Below are 16,789 nucleotides of genomic sequence, written 5' to 3'. Positions count from 1 at the left end.
TCCTTGGTCCCATGAGAATTGGTGTCTTCGGGGCCACTGGGCAGGTCGGCTCGGTCATGCGTGCACTCCTCGCCGAGCGGGGGTTCCCGGTCGACGAGATCCGCTACTTCGCCTCTGCGCGGTCGGCGGGCACGACGCTTCCGTGGGCCGGGGGCGAGGTCACCGTCGAGGACTCGGCGACCGCTGACTTCTCGGGGATCGACATCGCGCTGTTCTCCAACGGTGGTGCGGCCTCCAGGGACCTGGCCCCCAAGGTCGCCGCCGCTGGCGCGATCGTCGTCGACAACTCCTCCGCCTGGCGCAAGGACCCCGACGTCCCGCTCGTGGTGAGCGAGGTCAACGCCGACGACCTCGACACCATCCCCAAGGGCATCGTCGCGAACCCCAACTGCACGACGATGGCCGCCATGCCGGTGCTCAAGCCGCTGCACGACGAGGCCGGCCTGGTCCGCCTCACCGTGGCGTCCTACCAAGCCGTGTCCGGCTCCGGTGGCAAGGGCGTCCAGGAGCTCGACGGCCAGCTGCGCGGTGGGTATGCCGCGGGCGCACCTGCCGACCTCGCCCTCGACGGGCGCGCGGTGGAGGTCCCTGCGCCGAACGTCTACGCCGTGCCCGTGGGCTTCAACGTGATCCCGCTCGCGGGGTCGATCGTGGACGACGGATCGCTGGAGACCGACGAGGAGCAGAAGCTCCGCACCGAGTCCCGCAAGATCCTGCACATCCCGGACCTGCTGGTCTCGGGCACCTGTGTCCGGGTGCCCGTCTTCACGGGGCACTCGCTGGCCATCCATGCCGAGTTCGCCGACGACATCACGCCCGAGCGCGCCCTCGAGCTGCTGGCCAAGGCTCCAGGCGTCGTCGTCACCGACGTGCCGAACCCGCTCGAGGCGGCCGGACGCGACGAGGTCTACGTCGGGCGCGTGCGCGTCGACCAGGCGGCCCCGGCGGGCAAGGGGCTGGTGCTGTTCGTGGTCGGCGACAACCTCCGCAAGGGCGCGGCGCTCAACGCGGTGCAGATCGCCGAGGAGCTGCTCAAGCGCCGTTAGCGCTCAGCGCTCAGCGCTCAGGCCTCGGGCCTCAGGGCTCGGCGCGCGCCCGTTGGCCGCGCTCGTGGCAGCCATGACAAATGGCACCCCTGCCCTACGCGATGTGGCGTCCCTCGGCCTGATCATTGTGGGGGTGCCTCCTGGGTGTGGAACGGGTGTTCCGTGGATCTGCGGGACGGGCGCACGCGAGGTGCGCCGCCGTCGGACACGAGGAGCATGCTGTGGAACGACGAATCTGGCGGATCGTGGTGGCGGCGGTCACCGCCGGGGTGGCCGCTGTGGGAGTGCAGGCCGTACCTGCCCTCGCAGCCCCGGGGGGGACCGGTCACACGGTCACCCAGACCGAGCACCAGCACGGGACCTGGACCGAGACGGACGACAACGACTTCTGCACCGGCGAGCTGATCTCGCCCACCATCACGGGCAACTCGGTCGAGCACGTGACCTACTTCCCGGCAGGTGACGAGGTCTGGGGGACCTTCACCACGGAGGGTGTCGGCTCCTTCGTGCAGCCCTCCACCGGACTCACGTTCAGCGGGCGCGTGACGGTCTGGGGGAACTTCAACGTCAACGAGAAGAACAGCAACAACACGTTCACGGCGACCTTCACCTTGTCAGCAGTGGACGGCTCGGGGGTCACGCACCTCGAGGTGGGTCACGAGGTGGCACACATCGGGTTCAACGCGGTGGACCCGATCAACCCGATCGTGACGTTCGACAAGCTGAGCGTCACCTGCTCCTGACCACCCGGCTCGAGAGTGCACGACACGCTGACTGCGAGCGTCCGTCGCCAGCGTGTCGTGCACTCTCGACCACCCGGTCACCTGGTCACCCGACCACCCGACCACCCGGTCACCCGACCACCCGACCACCCGGTCACCCGGTCACCGGCGCGCCGAGCGCGCTCAGCGGACGGCGCGCCAGACCGACCCGGACTCGCTCGCGCCCGGTGACCACGGCGCGATCCACGGCCCGGTGCCCTCGCTCTGGTCCAGGACTCCCTCCTCGAGCCACGTGTAGTCGCCGGCCAGCACGCCCTGGGCCAGCCGCGTGTCGGCGTCGTCGGAGTTGGACCACAGGTCGGTGAACAAGGTCTCGACGCGGTGCCGGCTCTGCTGGCAGAACACGTCTGCCAGCTGGTAGGCCGAGCGCCCTCGGGCCTCGTCGTCCGTGCGCAGCATCTCTGCGCGGCTGCAGGCTGCCGCGATGGCGAACAGCTCGGCACCGATGTCCACGACCCGGCCCAGGAACACCTGCCGATACTCCAGCTTCGCCTGCCACCGCGACATCCCGTAGAACGTCTGCCGGGCCAGCTTGCGACTGGACCGCTCCACGAACCGCAGGTGGGCCGCCAACGGTCCGAACTCGGCGTACGAGGTCGGGGCCGAACCCTTGCCGATGACCAGCTGCGGCAGCCACTTCGCGTAGAACCCGCTCGCGCCCGCGGCGGCGCGGGCCTTGTCCTCGAGCGAGGCGTCCTTCTCGGCCAGGGCGCCGGCGGCCTTGAGGTGGGCATCGACGGCCTCACGGGCGATGATCAGGTGCATGATCTCGGTCGAGCCCTCGAAGATCCGGTTGATCCGCAGGTCACGCATCATCTGCTCGGCCGGCACCGCGCGTTCGCCCCGGGCTCGCAGCGACTCGGCGGTCTCGTAGCCGCGCCCGCCGCGCACCTGCACCAGCTCGTCGGCGATCTGCCACGCCATCTCGCTCGACCACAGCTTGGCCAGCGCCGCCTCGATGCGGATGTCCTTGCTCCCGGCGTCGGCGAGCTGCGCCGACAGCTCCAGGACCGACTCGAGGCCGTAGGTGGTCGCGGCGATGAAGGCGATCTTCTCGGCGACAGCACCGTGCTCGCCGACCGGCCGCCCCCACTGCACCCGCTCGRCCGACCACTCGCGCGAGATCTTCAGCGCCCACTTGCCTGCTGCTGCGCACATCGCCGGGATCGAGAGGCGCCCGGCGTTGAGGGTCGTGAGCGCGATCTTGAGACCGTCCCCCTCCTTGCCGAGCCGGTTCTCCGCGGGCACGCGTACCTGGTGGAAGCGGGTCAGGCCGTTCTCGATGCCCTTGAGCCCCATGAAGGAGTTGCGCCGCTCGACGGTGATGCCCTCGGCAGTGCCCTCGACGACGAAGGCGGTGATGCCGCCCTTCTGACCGTCGTGCGCAGGCACCCGCGCCATGACGACGAGCAGCTCTGCCACCACCCCGTTGGTGGTCCACAGCTTCACCCCGTCGAGGAGGTATGCCGTGCCGTCGTCCGTGAGGGTCGCGGTGCTGCCCATGCGGGCCGGGTCTGAGCCGACGTCCGGCTCGGTCAGCAGGAACGCCGAGATGGCGCCTGCGGCGCACCGGGGCAGGAACGCCTGCTTCTGCTCGGCCGTGCCGACGAGCTTGACCGGCTCGGGGACGCCGATGGACTGGTGGGCGGACAGCAGCGCACCCAGGCTGGGGTGCGCCGACCCGATCAGCATCAGCGCCTTGCCGTACGACGACATCGTCAGGCCGAGGCCGCCGTACTCGCGAGGGATCTTCATGCCGAAGGCACCGATGTCGGCGAGGCTGGCCAGCACCTCGTCAGGGATCTTCGCCTCGCGCTCGATCCGGGCCCCGTCGATCTGGGCGCAGACCTCGCGCAACCTGGTCAGGAACTCCTCGCCGCGGGCCTCGTCCTCGGGGGTGGCACGCGGGTGCGGGTGGACCAGGTCGAGGTCGAAGTGGCCGAGGTAGAGGCCCTTGGCGAAGCTCGGGCGCTCCCAGTCGGACTCCCTGGCGGCCTCGGCGACAGCGCGCGACTCGCGCTCGCTCGCGTGCACCGTGGGCTCGGCACCACGCGGGGGAGTCGCGCCGTCCGGTGAGGTCGCGGCTGTCGGGGGACGGTCCTGCTCGACGTCACTGCTCATGTGATCGCCTCCTGCCTTCACGCTACTCCCGGGTAGGCCGTGCGACCACCGGGCTCAGAGGTCGGTCATCCACTGCCGCCACGTCTGCGTCACCTGCATGCCGACGTGCTCGTAGAGGCCGAGCGCTCCCGTCCTCGAGTCGGTGGACAGCTCGCTGACGGTCGCTCCGTGCTCCCGGGCGCGCGCGAAGGCGTCGACGAGGAGGGCGCGTGCCAGACCGAGGCCGCGCTGGTCGCGACGCACGGCGATCGCGTCGACGTAGCCCGTGGCGCCGGCGAGGATCGTGTAGCAGACGCCGACCTCGGCGCCGCCGGGGTCGACGGCGAACCGGATCTGCCACGGCTCGAAGCCTGGCCGCAGCGGACCCCGTGGCGCCCAGTCGTCGTAGCTCGACGGGTCGCGGCCCGGCCACTCGTTGAACGCGTCCTCGATCAGCTGGAACGCCACCCGCCCGTCGGCAGCCCCAGCGAACTCGCGCAGGGTGTAGCCGTCCGGCAGCGGCTGCGGCTCGATCGTCGTGCCGGCGGGCAGCTGCAGCACCCACGAGGTCCAGCCCACTCGGTAGCCGCGGGCGTGGAAGAACGCCTCGGGTGAGCTGTCGCCGGGGACGGTCTGGCCCACCAGCTCCGACCCCCTGGCTCTCGCGCGGTCCTCGAGCCAGGTGGCTAGCCACGTGCCGATCCCGCGACCGCGGTAGTCGGGGTGGACGGAAGCGTCGGCCCTGCGGCCCTTGAAGACCTCGCCCGCAGCCGCCAGCCGGTCTCCGTCCCACACCCCGATGCTCTCGGTGGTGAGGTCGAAGCTGCCCCGCAGCCAGTCGCCCTCGATGTCCTCCAGGTCGATGGCGGGGGAGCCCGCGTCGACGGTCTCGGCAGCTGCGATGAGGTCGGTGACGGCCTGCGCGTCGCTGGGGACGTGGGGGCGGGCCACCAGCCCGTCGGGGAGTTCCATGTGGGACATGCTGACGGCGGAGAGCGGTCCACGCATCCGATTTCTGGCCCTGCCGTGACTCTGCAGATCGAACTTGACTGTTCTGGCCAACTGATATGCAATATATTGCATGCCGATCCCCACGCTCGCACCAGCAGTGGCCCGTGCGCTCCTGCGCGACGACGTCTACCTCCGGGTGCGCGACGCGATCGTCGACGGCACCCTGGCGCCCGGCGAGCAGCTGCGCGACCAGGAGCTCGCCGCCTGGCTCGGGGTGAGCCGCACGCCTGTCCGCGAGGCGCTGCTCCGCCTGCAGCAGGCGGGCCTCGTCGAGTCGCGGCCGGGGCGCTCGACGACGGTCGCCTCGCTCGACACCCGCGCCGCGCGCGACGCCCAGGCTGTCGTGGCGGCGATGCACGAGCTCGCGGTGCGCGAGGCGGTGGGGCTGCTGACCGCTGACGACCTCGCTCGCATGCGCGACGCCAACGACCGCTTCGAGACCGCCCTGAAGGCAGGCGACCCCGACGCCGCCCTCGAGGCGGACGACGAGCTGCACGGCATACCCGTCGCTGCTGCGGGCAACGCCGCGCTCGCCGCAGTGCTCGACCAGTTCACGCCGGTCCTGCGGCGGGTCGAGCGGCTGCGCTTCGCGTCGCTGGCCGGCCGCGGTTCGGTCGCGCTGCACGCTCGACTCATCGACCTGTGCGAGGCGGGGGAGCGAGAGGCCGCTGCCGAGGTGTCCCACGCCACCTGGCAGACCCTCGCACCCCTGCTCGACACCTGACCGCCCCATCCCAGCCAACCCACTCAGCCCAGGAGACGCGATGTCGATCCACGACTTCGAGCGCTACCCGCTCACGTTCGGTCCGAGCCCGATCCACCCGCTGAAGCGGCTGTCGGCCCACCTGGGTGGCGCCCAGGTGTGGGCGAAACGTGAGGACTGCAACAGCGGCTTGGCGTTCGGGGGCAACAAGACCCGCAAGCTGGAGTACATCGTCCCCGACGCGCTGGCCCAGGGTGCCGACACCCTCGTGTCCATCGGCGGGTACCAGTCGAACCACACCCGTCAGGTCGCCGCCGTCGCCGCACACCTCGGGCTCAAGTGCCGTCTGGTCCAGGAGAAGTGGGTCGACTGGGACGACCCGGTCAACGACAAGGTCGGCAACATCCTGCTCTCACGGATCATGGGTGCCGATGCCCGGCTCGACCCGCACGGCTTCGACATCGGCATCCGATCCTCGTGGGAGGACGCGCTGCGCGAGGTCGAGGAGGCGGGTGGCAAGCCCTACGGCATTCCCGCTGGCGCCTCCGAGCACCCGTTGGGTGGGCTGGGCTTCGCCAACTGGGCCTACGAGGTCGCCGAGCAGGAGCGCGCGCTGGGCGTCTTCTTCGACACGATCGTCGTCTGCACGGTCACCGGCTCGACGCACGCGGGCATGATCGCCGGCTTCGCGGCCCTCGAGGACGCAGGTGGTCGCCCACGTCGGGTGCTCGGCATCGACGCGTCCGCCACGATCGACAAGACGCGCGACCAGGTGCGTCGCATCGCCCAGCACACGGCCGACCTCATCGGGCTCGGGCGCCCGCTGCGCGACGACGAGGTGACGGTCCTCGAGGGCTGGGCCGGTGACCTCTACGGCATCCCGGTCGAGTCCACGGTCGAGGCGATCAGGCTCAGCGGCCGGCTCGAGGGCATGATCATCGACCCGGTCTACGAGGGAAAGTCGATGGCCGGGTTGGTCGACCTGGTGACCTCGGGTGAGATCGCCGCCGACTCGACCGTCCTCTACGCCCACCTGGGCGGCCAGCCCGCCCTCAACGCCTACTCCGGCATCTTCGACGGTTCGATGTAAACGCGCCGGCGGTCACCGGCGCGTTGACATCGAACCGGGTCAGGGTCGGCGTCCGGATGGTGGGCGCGGCGGCTCGGACGATGGACGGATGCCGGGCGCGCGGCATACCCTCGACTCGTGCGTTCTCTGCGCCTCCTCCTTCGCCGCCGCGGCGGGGCCTGACCGATCAGCCGCCCCTCGTCGCGGAGTAGCGTTGCCCCGGCTGGCTTCAGCAGCAACGAATCGTTAGGCGAGAGAACATGATTCACCCGCAACAGCCGTCGGGTATGCCGGTCGCGAAGTATGTGCCGTTCAAGGACCAGATCCCGTTCGAGCTCCCCGACCGCACCTGGCCGACGCGCGTCATCGAGCACGCCCCTCGCTGGTGCGCGGTCGACCTTCGCGACGGCAACCAGGCACTCATCGACCCGATGAGCCCGGACCGCAAGAAGCGGATGTTCGAGCTGCTCGTGCGGATGGGCTACAAGGAGATCGAGGTCGGCTTCCCGTCGGCGAGCCAGACCGACTTCGACTTCGTCCGGATGCTCATCGAGGACGACATGATCCCCGACGACGTGACGATCCAGGTGCTGACGCAGTGCCGTGACCACCTCGTCGAGCGCACCTTCGACTCCATCCGCGGGGCCAAGCAGGCCATCGTGCACTTCTACAACTCGACCTCGATCCTCCAGCGTCGGGTGGTCTTCGGGCTCGACCAGGACGGCATCGTCGACATCGCGCTCCAGGCCGCGCGGCTGTGCCGCAAGCTCGAGGAGACCATCCCCGACACGACCGTCTACTACGAGTACAGCCCGGAGTCCTACACCGGCACCGAGCTCGAGTTCGCGGTGCGGATCTGCAACGAGGTGGCCGACGTCATCGACCCCACCCCGGACCACAAGATGATCATCAACCTGCCTGCCACGGTCGAGATGGCCACGCCCAACGTGTACGCCGACTCGATCGAGTGGATGATTCGCCACCTCGAGCGGCGCGAGTCGATCGTCGTGAGCCTGCACCCGCACAACGACCGGGGGACCGGTGTCGCGGCGGCCGAGCTGGGCTACCTCGCCGGCGCCGACCGCATCGAGGGCTGCCTGTTCGGCAACGGGGAGCGCACCGGCAACGTCGACCTCGTCACCCTCGGCATGAACCTCTTCAGCCAGGGCATCGACCCGCAGATCGACTTCTCCAACCTCGACGACATCCGTCGCACGGTCGAGCACTGCAACCAGCTGCCCGTCGGCGAACGCCATCCCTGGGGTGGCGACCTGGTCTTCACGGCGTTCTCCGGGTCGCACCAGGATGCGATCAAGAAGGGCTTCGAGGACATGGACCGCCAGGTCAAGGCGTCCGGCAAGTCCATCAACGAGCTCGTCTGGGGAGTGCCCTACCTGCCGATCGACCCCCACGACGTGGGCCGCTCCTACGAGGCCGTGGTCCGCGTCAACAGCCAGTCGGGCAAGGGCGGGGTCGCCTACCTGCTCAAGAAGGAGCACCAGCTGGACCTGCCGCGGCGCCTCCAGATCGAGTTCAGCGGCGTCGTGCAGGCCAAGACCGACAGCGAGGGCGGCGAGGTCAGCGCGGCACAGCTGTGGGAGATCTTCCAGGACGAGTACCTCCCCGCCGTCGACGGCGCGGTCAACACGTGGGGCCGGTTCACGCCGGTCAGCCACTCGCTCATCAGCGAGCAGGGCGGCGTCGACAAGATCAGCGCCACCATGCTCGACCGCGGCACCGAGGTGGTCGTCGAGGGCACCGGCAACGGACCGATCGCGGCGTTCATCGACGCGCTGTCGACCCTCGGGGTCGACGTGCGCGTGCTCGACTACGCCGAGCACGCCCTGTCCGCAGGTGGCGACGCGAAGGCCGCTGCCTACGTCGAGTGTGCCGTCGGCGACCGCGTCCTCTGGGGCGTGGGCCTGCACTCCTCGATCGTCAAGGCGTCCCTCACGGCGGTGCTGTCCGCTGTCAACCGAGCCGAGCGGATGGCTCCGGTCGAGTGAGCCGAGGTATGCCGCGTGGCCGGCCCACGCGGCATACCTCGCGCGCGTCCGTCAGCGGACGCCGCGCGGGCGGAACTGGATCGAGATGCGCGGCCCGACCGGCTTGCTGGTCTTGGGGATGGCGTGGTCCCACGTGCGCTGGCACGAGCCGCCCATGACCACCAGGTCGCCGTGGCCGAGAGAGAAGCCGCGCGACTCGCCGCCGCCCCGCGGCCGCAGGGCCAGGGTGCGTGCCGAGCCGATCGAGAGGATCGCGACCATCGTGTCGAGGTCCTTGGCGCGGCCGATGCGGTCGCCGTGCCACGCGACGGAGTCCCGGCCGTCGCGGTAGAGGCACATCCCGGCGGTCACGAACGGCTCACCCAGCTCCGCGGCATACCACTGCGACAGGGCGTCACGCGCCTGGGTGAGGACCGGGTGGGGGAGGGCGTCGTCCTCGTCGTAGAACTTCAGCAGGCGCGGGACGTCGACCATGCGCTCGTACATCTCGCGGCGCTCGGCGTGCCACGGCACCTCGTGGTGCAGCGACTCGAAGAGCGTGTCGGCCCCGGCGAGCCAGCCCGGGCGGTAGTCGACCCACGCGCCGCGGCCCAGGTCGGTGCGGCGCAGCCCCGGCGGGAGGGGGTGCAGGGCGATCTCGTCGGCGGTGTCGAGCAGGGACCCCTGGAATGCCGTGGCCATGGCACCACCATAACCCACCTTCGAACACCTGTTCTAGTCCTTGGGGCGGCTCCGTGCCGCTACGGTCTTCCCATGACCGAGCAGCCTCCTGAGGGCGAGCAGCTGGCACGTGGGCTGGCGTGTGGGATCTGGGCGGGCCTCGTGGCGGTGGTGGTGATCCTCGTGATCGTCGCCCTGGCGTTCTTCGGGCTGGGTCTGCGCGGCTGACCTGATGGAGACGACCTGGCCCGAGAAGGCACTGCTGGAGGTCCGAGTCCTCCCGTGGCGGCCGCGCGCGCGAGTCATGAAACCCAAGACCCTGCGCGAGGCCGCCGATCCCTCTGTCATCGGCCTCGACGACCTGAGCGGAGTGGTCGTCGGCCTGGCGCTCTGGCTGGTCGTCATCATCGCGGCGCCGGTCGTGGTCCTCCTCCTCGCTGCCGGGCTGTTCTCCGTCGAGCTCCCCGTCGTGGTCGTGCTGGCGGTTCCGCTCCCGCTGGCGCGCTTCGCGGGGCTGCTTCCGTGGACGGTGGTGATCCTCGACGCGGTCACCGGCGGCGAACGTCGCGAGACGTACCGCAACCTCGTGCACGCGCTCCGGCGGATCCGTGAGGTCAACGCCGACCGTCGCGTGGCGGTGCGCTGGGCCTGGACGTAGGCAACCCACCGTCGGCACGGCATACCCGCTTCGGGCCGACGACTTGCGACAATGGGGGCATGCCGCTCTACCGCGACGAAGGGATCGTCCTGCGCACCCAGAAGCTGGGTGAGGCCGACCGCATCGTCACCCTGCTCACCCGCACCCTGGGCAAGGTCCGCGTCGTCGGCAAGGGCGTCCGTCGCACCAAGAGCCGCTTCGGGGCGCGGCTCGAACCGGCGATGATGGTCGACGTCCAGTGCTACGAGGGCCGCAACCTCGACACGGTGACCCAGGCCGAGACGCTGGCCTCCTGGGGTGACGTGCTMGCCCGCGACTACACGACCTACACCGCGGCCGCCGCGATGCTCGAGACCGCGGACCGGCTCACCGAGGAGCGCGAGCCCAACCTCCAGCAGTACCTCCTGCTCCAGGGCGCGCTGCGGTCGATGGCCGAGGGGCTGCACGATCCCGGCCTGGTCCTCGACGCCTACCTGCTGCGCGCGCTCGCCGTGGCCGGCTGGGCGCCGAGCTTCCACGACTGCGCGCGCTGCGGTGCCGAAGGGCCGCACCGCGCGTTCAACCTCGCCTCGGGCGGCACCGTCTGTCCGGTATGCCGTCCCGTCGGGTCTGCTGCGCCGGCGCCGGAGACGCTGGCCCTGCTGGCCGCCCTCCTCGCAGGCGACTGGGTCATCGCCGACGCGTCGCAGGGGCGACACCGACGCGAGGGCAGCACCCTGGCCAGCGCCTTCCTCCAGTGGCACCTCGAGAAGGGTGTGCGATCGTTGCGCCTCGTGGACCGACGTGACCCCGACCAGCCCCGGCTCGACTCCCGCGTGACGTGGTCGCCGGCCCCGCTCAGCGTGATGGACAAGGTCGAGGCGGCGCATGCCGCCGCCCAGGTGGCCAAGGCGTGAGCACGGCATACCCCAGGCCGTTTGCCCACCCGAGCGGCGCCCAGCCGCCTTCGCTGCCCGTCGAGCTCGTGCCCAGGCACGTCGCGATCGTCATGGACGGCAACGGTCGCTGGGCCAACCAGCGAGGACTGCCCCGCACCAAGGGGCACGAGGCCGGTGAGGCGGCCCTGCTCGACGTGACGGCCGGTGCGATCGAGGCGGGTGTCACCCACCTGTCGGCCTATGCCTTCTCCACCGAGAACTGGAAGCGCAGCCCCGACGAGGTGCGCTTCCTCATGGGGTTCAACCGCGACGTGATCCGGCGTCGTCGCGACCAGCTGCACGAGTGGGGCGTCCGGATGCGCTGGGTGGGCCGGCGGCCGCGCCTGTGGGGCTCGGTCATCAAGGAGCTCGAGGTCGCCCAGGAGCTGACCAAGGACAACACCGGGCTGACCCTCTACTTCTGCGTCAACTACGGCGGACGAGCAGAGATCGCCGACGCCGTGCAGCGGATCGCCGAGCAGGTGCAGCGCGGCAAGTTGAAGCCGGGATCGATCGACGAGTTGACGATCGCGCGTCACATGCCCGAGCCCGACATGCCGGACGTCGACCTGTTCGTGCGCAGCTCGGGGGAGCAGCGGACGAGCAACTTCCTGCTGTGGCAGAGCGCCTATGCCGAGATGGTCTTCCAGGACACGCTGTGGCCGGACTACGACCGGCGCCACCTGTGGGCGGCCATCCAGACCTACGCCGAGCGTGACCGTCGCTACGGCGGGGCGGTCGACCTGCCCACCAGCTGAGGACGGCCCTTGCTCCTGCCGGCTGCCCCAAGCTCTGCTAGCAGATCTTGCCTCTCTCAGCAGAGGTCGCAACCTGCGCTGAGCGAGCCAGACCCTGCTAGCAGAGGTCAGGGCGAGGTGCAGGTGGCGCAGGTGCCGAAGATCTCGAGCGTGTGGCGCACCTCGGTGAACCCGTGCTCAGCACTGACCCTGGCCGCCCACGCCTCGACGGCAGCACCCTCGACCTCCACGGTCCGGCCGCACTCGCGGCACACCAGGTGGTGGTGGTGGCCGGTCGAGCAGGCGCGGTAGACGGCTTCGCCCTCGTCGGTTCGGAGCATGTCGATCTCGCCCTCGGCGGCCATCGCCTGCAGGTTGCGGTAGACGGTGGCGAGCCCGACCTTGTCGCCGCCCTCGCGCAGCAGGGCGTGCAGCTCCTGCGCGGAGCGGAACTCGCCGGTCTCGGCCAGGACGGCGGAGACGGCGGCCCGCTGGCGGGTGGGGCGACGGGTGCCCTCGGTGGTGGGCCGTTCCTGGACTCCGGTCATTGCGGTGCCGCCTCCTTCGCTGCCTCATGACTGCCGTCGTGCGGACTGCCGTCGTGGTGGTGGTGGCTGCTCGCCTCGTGCCTGGCCGGGTCGTGCTCGTCGTAGTGGCCCTCATGAGGGGCGTGCCGGTGCCCGTCGTGCACGTAGTCGACGTGGTCGCCGTGGGCGACGGCGGGGTGGCCGCACTCGGGACCGTGCTCGTGGTCGTGTCGCTCGGCCCGGCGGTGCTGGTGGGCGCGCGCCCTGGCGATCGCCGCTGTGCCGGTTGCGGCCACCACGAAGAACCCGATGGCCAGCAGCACGATCGTTCCGCCGGAAGGGGTTTCGGCATAGAACGACAGGATCACCCCGCCCACGCTGGACACGACGCCCACCAGCACGGCCCACCGGGTGGACGCGCGGAAGCTGCGACCCAGCAGCTGCGCGGTCGCGTTGGGGATGATCATGAGGGCGCTGATGAGCAGCAGCCCGACCACGCGCATCGACACCACCACGGTCACCGCGGTCAGCACGGCAAGGGCGATGTTGAGACCCGTGACCGGCAGGCCGCTGGCCCGGGCGTACTCCTCGTCGTTGGCGACCGCGAACAGCCACGGCCGGAGCAGCCAGGTCGCGAAGAGCACCACGAGGGCGAGTCCGGCGAACACCCACAGGTCGCGTTGGTCGGCCGTGGTGATCGCGCCGAACAGGTAGGCCGTGAGGTTGGCTGGGCTGCTGCTCGGTGACTTCGCGATGATCACCACACCGGCGGCGATGCCGCCGTAGAACATCACGGCGAGGGCGATGTCACCGCTGGTCCGGCCACGCCCTCGGATCACCTCGATCGCCACAGCCGCGGCAACGGCAGCGACCAGCGCCGTCAGGACCGGGGCCTGACCGGTGAGCACCCCCACCGCGACACCGGCGAGGGCGACGTGACCCATGCCGTCACCGATCAGCGACAGCCGCCGCTGGACGAGGAAGACACCCACGAGGGGCGCGGCGACACCGACGAGGACGGCGGCGACGAGGGCCTGCCGCATGAAGTCGAGGGACAGCAGCTCGCTCATGAGCGGACACCTCCGCGCGGGTCGAGGGGGCCCRCAGAGGGTGCACCGGGCAGCCTGGGTGTGGTCATGCGGTCCTCGTCCTCGTGGTGGTGGTCGGCCGACGAGGCGAACTCGCCCGTTCGCCGGGCGAACTCCTCGCGCGACCCGTCGAAGGCGATCCGCCCGCCCTGCACGACCACGATCCGGGTGACGATGTCGGCCAGGGCCGCGAGCTCGTGGGTGACGATGACCATCGTCGTACCGCGTCCGGCCAGCCGCGCCAGCACCGCCGACAACACCTGCTGGTTGGCGGCGTCCACCCCGGCTGTGGGCTCGTCCATGAGCAGGACGTCGGGGTTGGAGGCCAGCGCACGCGCGATGAGGACGCGGCGCTGCTGACCGCCGGACAGGGTTGCCACGTCGGCGTGGGCGCGGTCGTTCAGGCCCACGACGTCCAGGGCCCGGTCGATGATCGCGGCGTCCTGCGTGGACCGGATGACCGGACGCCACCAGCGGTGGTGCGACAGCCGTCCGACCGCGACGATCTCCGTGACGGTCGCGCGCACGGACGCCGAGAGGGTGTGCCGTTGGGGGACGTAGCCGAGCCGGGCGAAGTCCGAGAAGGACTCGCGCGACTGGCCGAAGAGCTCCACGTCGCCACCGAGGTGGTCGTTGAGGCCGAGCAGACCGCGGACGAGTGTCGACTTGCCGGAACCGTTCGGCCCGAGGACCGCCACCACCTCGCCGGGGCGGATGGTCAGGGTCGCGCCGGTGACCACCGGCTGGTCGGCGTAGCCGAAGCTCGCACGCCGCAGCTCGATGATGGGTGCGATGTCCGTGGTGGTCATGAACACTCCTGTCCCGCGCGCAGGACCGCGAGGTTGGCCCGCATCACCGCGGGGTAGTCGCGGCCGGTCGAGGCGCTGGTGATGCCCTCGATCGGGTCGAGCACGGCCAGTCTCGCACCGGTCTCCCGGGCCAGYGCCTTGGCGACGTCCTCGCTCACGAGCGTCTCGGCATACACCGTGCTGGCGCCGGTCTCGCGGATGTGCCTGGTCAGCGCCCCCATGGCGGCGGGGCTCGGTTCGGCGTCGGGGGTCAGCCCGGTGATCGACTCCTGGTGGAAGCCGTAGGTCTCTGAGAGGTAGCCGAAGGCGGTGTGCGAGGTGACGAGCTCGTGGTTGGCGCAGGACTTCAGGCCGGTCCGGAACTCGGCGTCGAGGGTGGTCATCGTCGCGCGGAACGCCTTCGCATTCGCCTGGTATGCCGCGGCGTCGGCGCTGTCTCGCGCCGCCAGCTCGGCGGCGATCGCGTCGCCCACGTCGGCGTAGCGCATGGGGTCGAGCCAGAAGTGCGGGTCGCGAGCGCTCGCCCCTTCGGCTGCGTGGTCGGCGTGTTCCTCCTCGGTCTCGCCCCCGTGGTCGTGGCCCTCCTCGACCAGGACGAGGTCGAGCCGGGCGGCGGAGGAGACGTCGAGAGCCGTGTCTCGCGCCTGCCCCGCGACGGCGGCGTCCACGGCGGGCTGGAAGTGCTTCTCGTAGACCACGAGGTCGGCCTGCGCGACCTTGGCAACCTGTCGCGGGCTGAGCTCGAGGTCGTGCGGCTCGGCGCCGGCCTTGGTCAGGCCGGTGATGTCCACGTGGCTGCCCCCGATCTGGGCCACGGCGTACTCGAGCGGGTAGAAGGCTGCGACGACACCCAGTCGCCCGTCGTCGGCGCCGCGCCCCCCGGTCGCGCCGCAGGAGGAGACCATGGCGATGGACAGCAGGCCTGCGAGCAGACCGAGGGGGCGAAGCGTCATGACAATCATTCTCATCTTAAATGAGAACGATTGTCAAAACCACGGCGACGCACGGCCGCGAGATCGTGGCAGATCGACCTCATCGGACCGCGTTGCGACGGTTTGCCACCCCGTCGGGTGAAGGGGTTGAGCCGGCCTCAGCTGCGCGGGAAGGCCTGGGTGACGGTGATCGCCACCGCGATCAGGAACACGGCGAACCTGCCCAGCCGCGCGGTCCGGTCCAGCGCCGGCCACGCCAGGTAGAGGGTCCAGCCGAGGAAGGCCACGACGACCGCCAGGAACAGCCAGCCCCAGGGACGGACGAAGAGGCCGGCGACCATGAGGCCCAGGACCAGGAGGAAGGGGACCGCACGGGGCATCCGGTTCAGCGAGTTGATGACGGGCAGGCTGACGTCGGCGACGCGTTCACGCAGGGAGGGCACGGGCGAAACCCTACGTCGTCAGGTACCGCGGACCTGAGTCAGTGCCGAGGCGAACCGCGGCAGGCTCTGCTCCATCACCGGGAGGGTCTGGGTCAGGGAGATCCGGAAGAAGCCGGGCGTCTCGAAGATCCGGCCGGGCATCACGATGACGCCCAGGTCCGAGAGCAGTCGCACGAACGCCTCGTCGTCGGGCACCGGCGAGCGGGGGAAGAGGTAGAAGGTCGCCTCGGGCACCCGGAGGTCGTAGCCGATCCGGCGCAGTCCCTCGACCATGAAGTCACGCTTCACCTGCAGGTGCGCCACGTCGAGGCTGAGCTCCTCGAGGCGCGGCGTGGCGTACTGCATGACATTGTTCGGAAAGAGCCACCCCGCAGCGATCTGGACGCTCTCCACCGCCTCGATGATGGCGTCCACCACGTCGACGGGCATCGACGGGGGCAGTGCGAGGTAGCCCAGCCGCTGTCCCGGCGACACCAGGACCTTGCCGTAGGAGTAGCAGAGCAGGGTGTAGGGGTAGTGCTGGGCCGGGCTGACGAACCGCGCCCCGTCGAAGACCAGCCGGTTGTACGCCTCGTCGGACACGAGGTAGATCCGCCGGCCGTTCCTGGCGGACGCCTCCTCGAGCAGGGCGCCCAGGGCTTGCAGGGTCGACTCCGGGTAGATCCGACCGGTGGGGTTGTTGGGGGTGTTCACGATGACCACCCGGGTCCTCGGGGTGATCGCGGCCTCGACGGCCGCCAGGTCGAGGTCGAACGACTGCGGGTCGATCCGCACCTTGACCGGCACCAGGCCGGCCTCGAGGACCAGGGACTCGTAGAGGAACCACGGTGGCAGGCTGAACACGACCTCGTCTCCCGGGTCGGCCACCGTCTTGAGCGCGGTCGCGATCGCACCGAAGCCGCCGGTGGTCATGCGTATGCGGTCGGCCGGCCACGCGATCCCGAGGTGACGCGAGAGCGAGGCGGCGGCCGCGTCCTGGGCCGGTTCCTGGCTGAACTTGTACGCGAACCAGAGCTCGTCCTTCGGAAGGGCGGCCTCGCGCAGCGCCTCGACGTAGGAGGACTGGGGCAGCTCGTGCGGGTCGCCGAAGGTGAAGTCGAGCACGCCGGGCTCCAGGCGGCGCTCCTGGTAGCCGGACTTGCGGGCGAAGTCGAAGAGCATCCGGAAGGACTCGGCCTGCTGGATCCGCAGCGCTCGTGCGGAGACGGGGTTGTCGTTCATGCCCATCGACGCTAGGTCTGCCCTCCGGCAGAGGGGACCACCATTCGACGGAGGCGGCCACGCGGCATACCCGTCGAGAG

At 70.4% G+C, this 16,789-nt stretch carries 18 protein-coding genes; 9 read left to right on the top strand and 9 right to left on the bottom strand.

Annotated features, from left to right (window positions below; genetic code table 11):
• Nucleotides 1-11 precede the first annotated feature (11 nt).
• Nucleotides 12-1,046 carry an aspartate-semialdehyde dehydrogenase gene (locus tag AC1DVZ_RS04700; RefSeq protein ID WP_477617016.1) on the top strand — a complete coding sequence of 345 codons (1,035 nt, stop codon included), beginning with the start codon at nucleotides 12-14 and terminating at the stop codon, nucleotides 1,044-1,046.
• A gap of 221 nt (nucleotides 1,047-1,267) precedes the next feature.
• Entirely contained in the window at nucleotides 1,268-1,789 is a 522-nt protein-coding gene (locus tag AC1DVZ_RS04695) for a hypothetical protein (protein ID WP_477617015.1), read from the top strand.
• A 162-nt stretch (nucleotides 1,790-1,951) separates the two neighbouring features.
• Here AC1DVZ_RS04695 and AC1DVZ_RS04690 read toward each other — a convergent pair whose 3' ends face one another.
• Both AC1DVZ_RS04690 and AC1DVZ_RS04685 read right to left on the bottom strand, forming a co-directional pair.
• Nucleotides 1,952-3,949 (bottom strand): acyl-CoA dehydrogenase family protein, encoded by a 1,998-nt coding sequence (locus tag AC1DVZ_RS04690; protein WP_477617014.1) that lies wholly within the window; start codon nucleotides 3,947-3,949, stop codon nucleotides 1,952-1,954.
• Nucleotides 3,950-4,003: 54 nt separating this feature from the next.
• Nucleotides 4,004-4,900: a GNAT family N-acetyltransferase gene (locus tag AC1DVZ_RS04685; RefSeq protein WP_477617013.1), complete on the bottom strand. Its 897-nt coding sequence runs from the start codon at nucleotides 4,898-4,900 to the stop codon at nucleotides 4,004-4,006.
• A 109-nt stretch (nucleotides 4,901-5,009) separates the two neighbouring features.
• On the opposite strand from AC1DVZ_RS04685, the gene AC1DVZ_RS04680 reads away from it, so the two are divergent.
• The 3 genes from AC1DVZ_RS04680 (at nucleotide 5,010) to leuA (ending at nucleotide 8,717) form a co-directional block, all read left to right on the top strand.
• Nucleotides 5,010-5,663: a GntR family transcriptional regulator gene (locus AC1DVZ_RS04680; protein ID WP_477617012.1), complete on the top strand. Its 654-nt coding sequence runs from the start codon at nucleotides 5,010-5,012 to the stop codon at nucleotides 5,661-5,663.
• A gap of 40 nt (nucleotides 5,664-5,703) precedes the next feature.
• Nucleotides 5,704-6,732 carry a 1-aminocyclopropane-1-carboxylate deaminase gene (locus AC1DVZ_RS04675; RefSeq protein WP_477617011.1) on the top strand — a complete coding sequence of 343 codons (1,029 nt, stop codon included), beginning with the start codon at nucleotides 5,704-5,706 and terminating at the stop codon, nucleotides 6,730-6,732.
• Between the two features lie 239 nt (nucleotides 6,733-6,971).
• Nucleotides 6,972-8,717, top strand: a complete 1,746-nt coding sequence (leuA, locus tag AC1DVZ_RS04670) for a 2-isopropylmalate synthase (protein ID WP_477617010.1) — start codon at nucleotides 6,972-6,974, stop codon at nucleotides 8,715-8,717.
• A 51-nt stretch (nucleotides 8,718-8,768) separates the two neighbouring features.
• On the opposite strand, the gene AC1DVZ_RS04665 is transcribed toward leuA, so the two are convergent.
• On the bottom strand, nucleotides 8,769-9,398 hold the full coding sequence (locus tag AC1DVZ_RS04665) for an alpha-ketoglutarate-dependent dioxygenase AlkB (protein ID WP_477617009.1): 630 nt from the start codon (nucleotides 9,396-9,398) through the stop codon (nucleotides 8,769-8,771).
• Nucleotides 9,399-9,470: 72 nt separating this feature from the next.
• Here AC1DVZ_RS04665 and AC1DVZ_RS04660 point away from each other — a divergent pair, with 72 nt between their 5' ends.
• The 4 genes from AC1DVZ_RS04660 to AC1DVZ_RS04645 are packed head-to-tail and all read left to right on the top strand — an operon-like array spanning nucleotide 9,471 to nucleotide 11,710.
• Nucleotides 9,471-9,605 (top strand): hypothetical protein, encoded by a 135-nt coding sequence (locus AC1DVZ_RS04660; RefSeq protein ID WP_477617008.1) that lies wholly within the window; start codon nucleotides 9,471-9,473, stop codon nucleotides 9,603-9,605.
• Nucleotides 9,606-9,609: 4 nt separating this feature from the next.
• Nucleotides 9,610-10,035, top strand: coding sequence for a hypothetical protein (locus AC1DVZ_RS04655; RefSeq protein ID WP_477617007.1), 426 nt, complete (start codon nucleotides 9,610-9,612; stop codon nucleotides 10,033-10,035).
• Between the two features lie 59 nt (nucleotides 10,036-10,094).
• On the top strand, nucleotides 10,095-10,931 hold the full coding sequence (gene recO, locus AC1DVZ_RS04650) for a DNA repair protein RecO (protein ID WP_477617006.1): 837 nt from the start codon (nucleotides 10,095-10,097) through the stop codon (nucleotides 10,929-10,931).
• A complete protein-coding gene (locus AC1DVZ_RS04645) occupies nucleotides 10,928-11,710 on the top strand; it encodes an isoprenyl transferase (RefSeq protein WP_477617005.1) in 783 nt (260 codons plus the stop codon). The genes recO and AC1DVZ_RS04645 overlap by 4 nt, the downstream gene beginning before the upstream one ends.
• Before the next feature lie 107 nt (nucleotides 11,711-11,817).
• On the opposite strand, the gene AC1DVZ_RS04640 is transcribed toward AC1DVZ_RS04645, so the two are convergent.
• The 6 genes from AC1DVZ_RS04640 to AC1DVZ_RS04615 form a co-directional block, all read right to left on the bottom strand.
• Nucleotides 11,818-12,237: a Fur family transcriptional regulator gene (locus tag AC1DVZ_RS04640; RefSeq protein ID WP_477617004.1), complete on the bottom strand. Its 420-nt coding sequence runs from the start codon at nucleotides 12,235-12,237 to the stop codon at nucleotides 11,818-11,820.
• On the bottom strand, nucleotides 12,234-13,286 hold the full coding sequence (locus tag AC1DVZ_RS04635) for a metal ABC transporter permease (protein ID WP_477617003.1): 1,053 nt from the start codon (nucleotides 13,284-13,286) through the stop codon (nucleotides 12,234-12,236). The genes AC1DVZ_RS04640 and AC1DVZ_RS04635 overlap by 4 nt, the downstream gene beginning before the upstream one ends.
• On the bottom strand, nucleotides 13,283-14,113 hold the full coding sequence (locus tag AC1DVZ_RS04630) for a metal ABC transporter ATP-binding protein (RefSeq protein ID WP_477617002.1): 831 nt from the start codon (nucleotides 14,111-14,113) through the stop codon (nucleotides 13,283-13,285). Before AC1DVZ_RS04630 ends, AC1DVZ_RS04635 begins: the two co-directional genes overlap by 4 nt.
• Entirely contained in the window at nucleotides 14,110-15,066 is a 957-nt protein-coding gene (locus AC1DVZ_RS04625) for a metal ABC transporter substrate-binding protein (protein WP_477617001.1), read from the bottom strand. The genes AC1DVZ_RS04630 and AC1DVZ_RS04625 overlap by 4 nt, the downstream gene beginning before the upstream one ends.
• A 137-nt stretch (nucleotides 15,067-15,203) precedes the next feature.
• Nucleotides 15,204-15,488 (bottom strand): DUF6703 family protein, encoded by a 285-nt coding sequence (locus tag AC1DVZ_RS04620; RefSeq protein ID WP_477617000.1) that lies wholly within the window; start codon nucleotides 15,486-15,488, stop codon nucleotides 15,204-15,206.
• A gap of 18 nt (nucleotides 15,489-15,506) precedes the next feature.
• The gene (locus AC1DVZ_RS04615; protein WP_477616999.1) at nucleotides 15,507-16,709 is read right to left on the bottom strand and encodes an aminotransferase class I/II-fold pyridoxal phosphate-dependent enzyme; all 1,203 of its coding nucleotides are present in this window, start codon (nucleotides 16,707-16,709) and stop codon (nucleotides 15,507-15,509) included.
• Nucleotides 16,710-16,789: the final 80 nt, after the last annotated feature.

Source organism: Pedococcus sp. P2_E5 (genome assembly GCF_056403895.1).
Note: the sequence above shows the minus strand (reverse complement) of the source record. Positions and strands in the feature narration are given on the sequence as shown.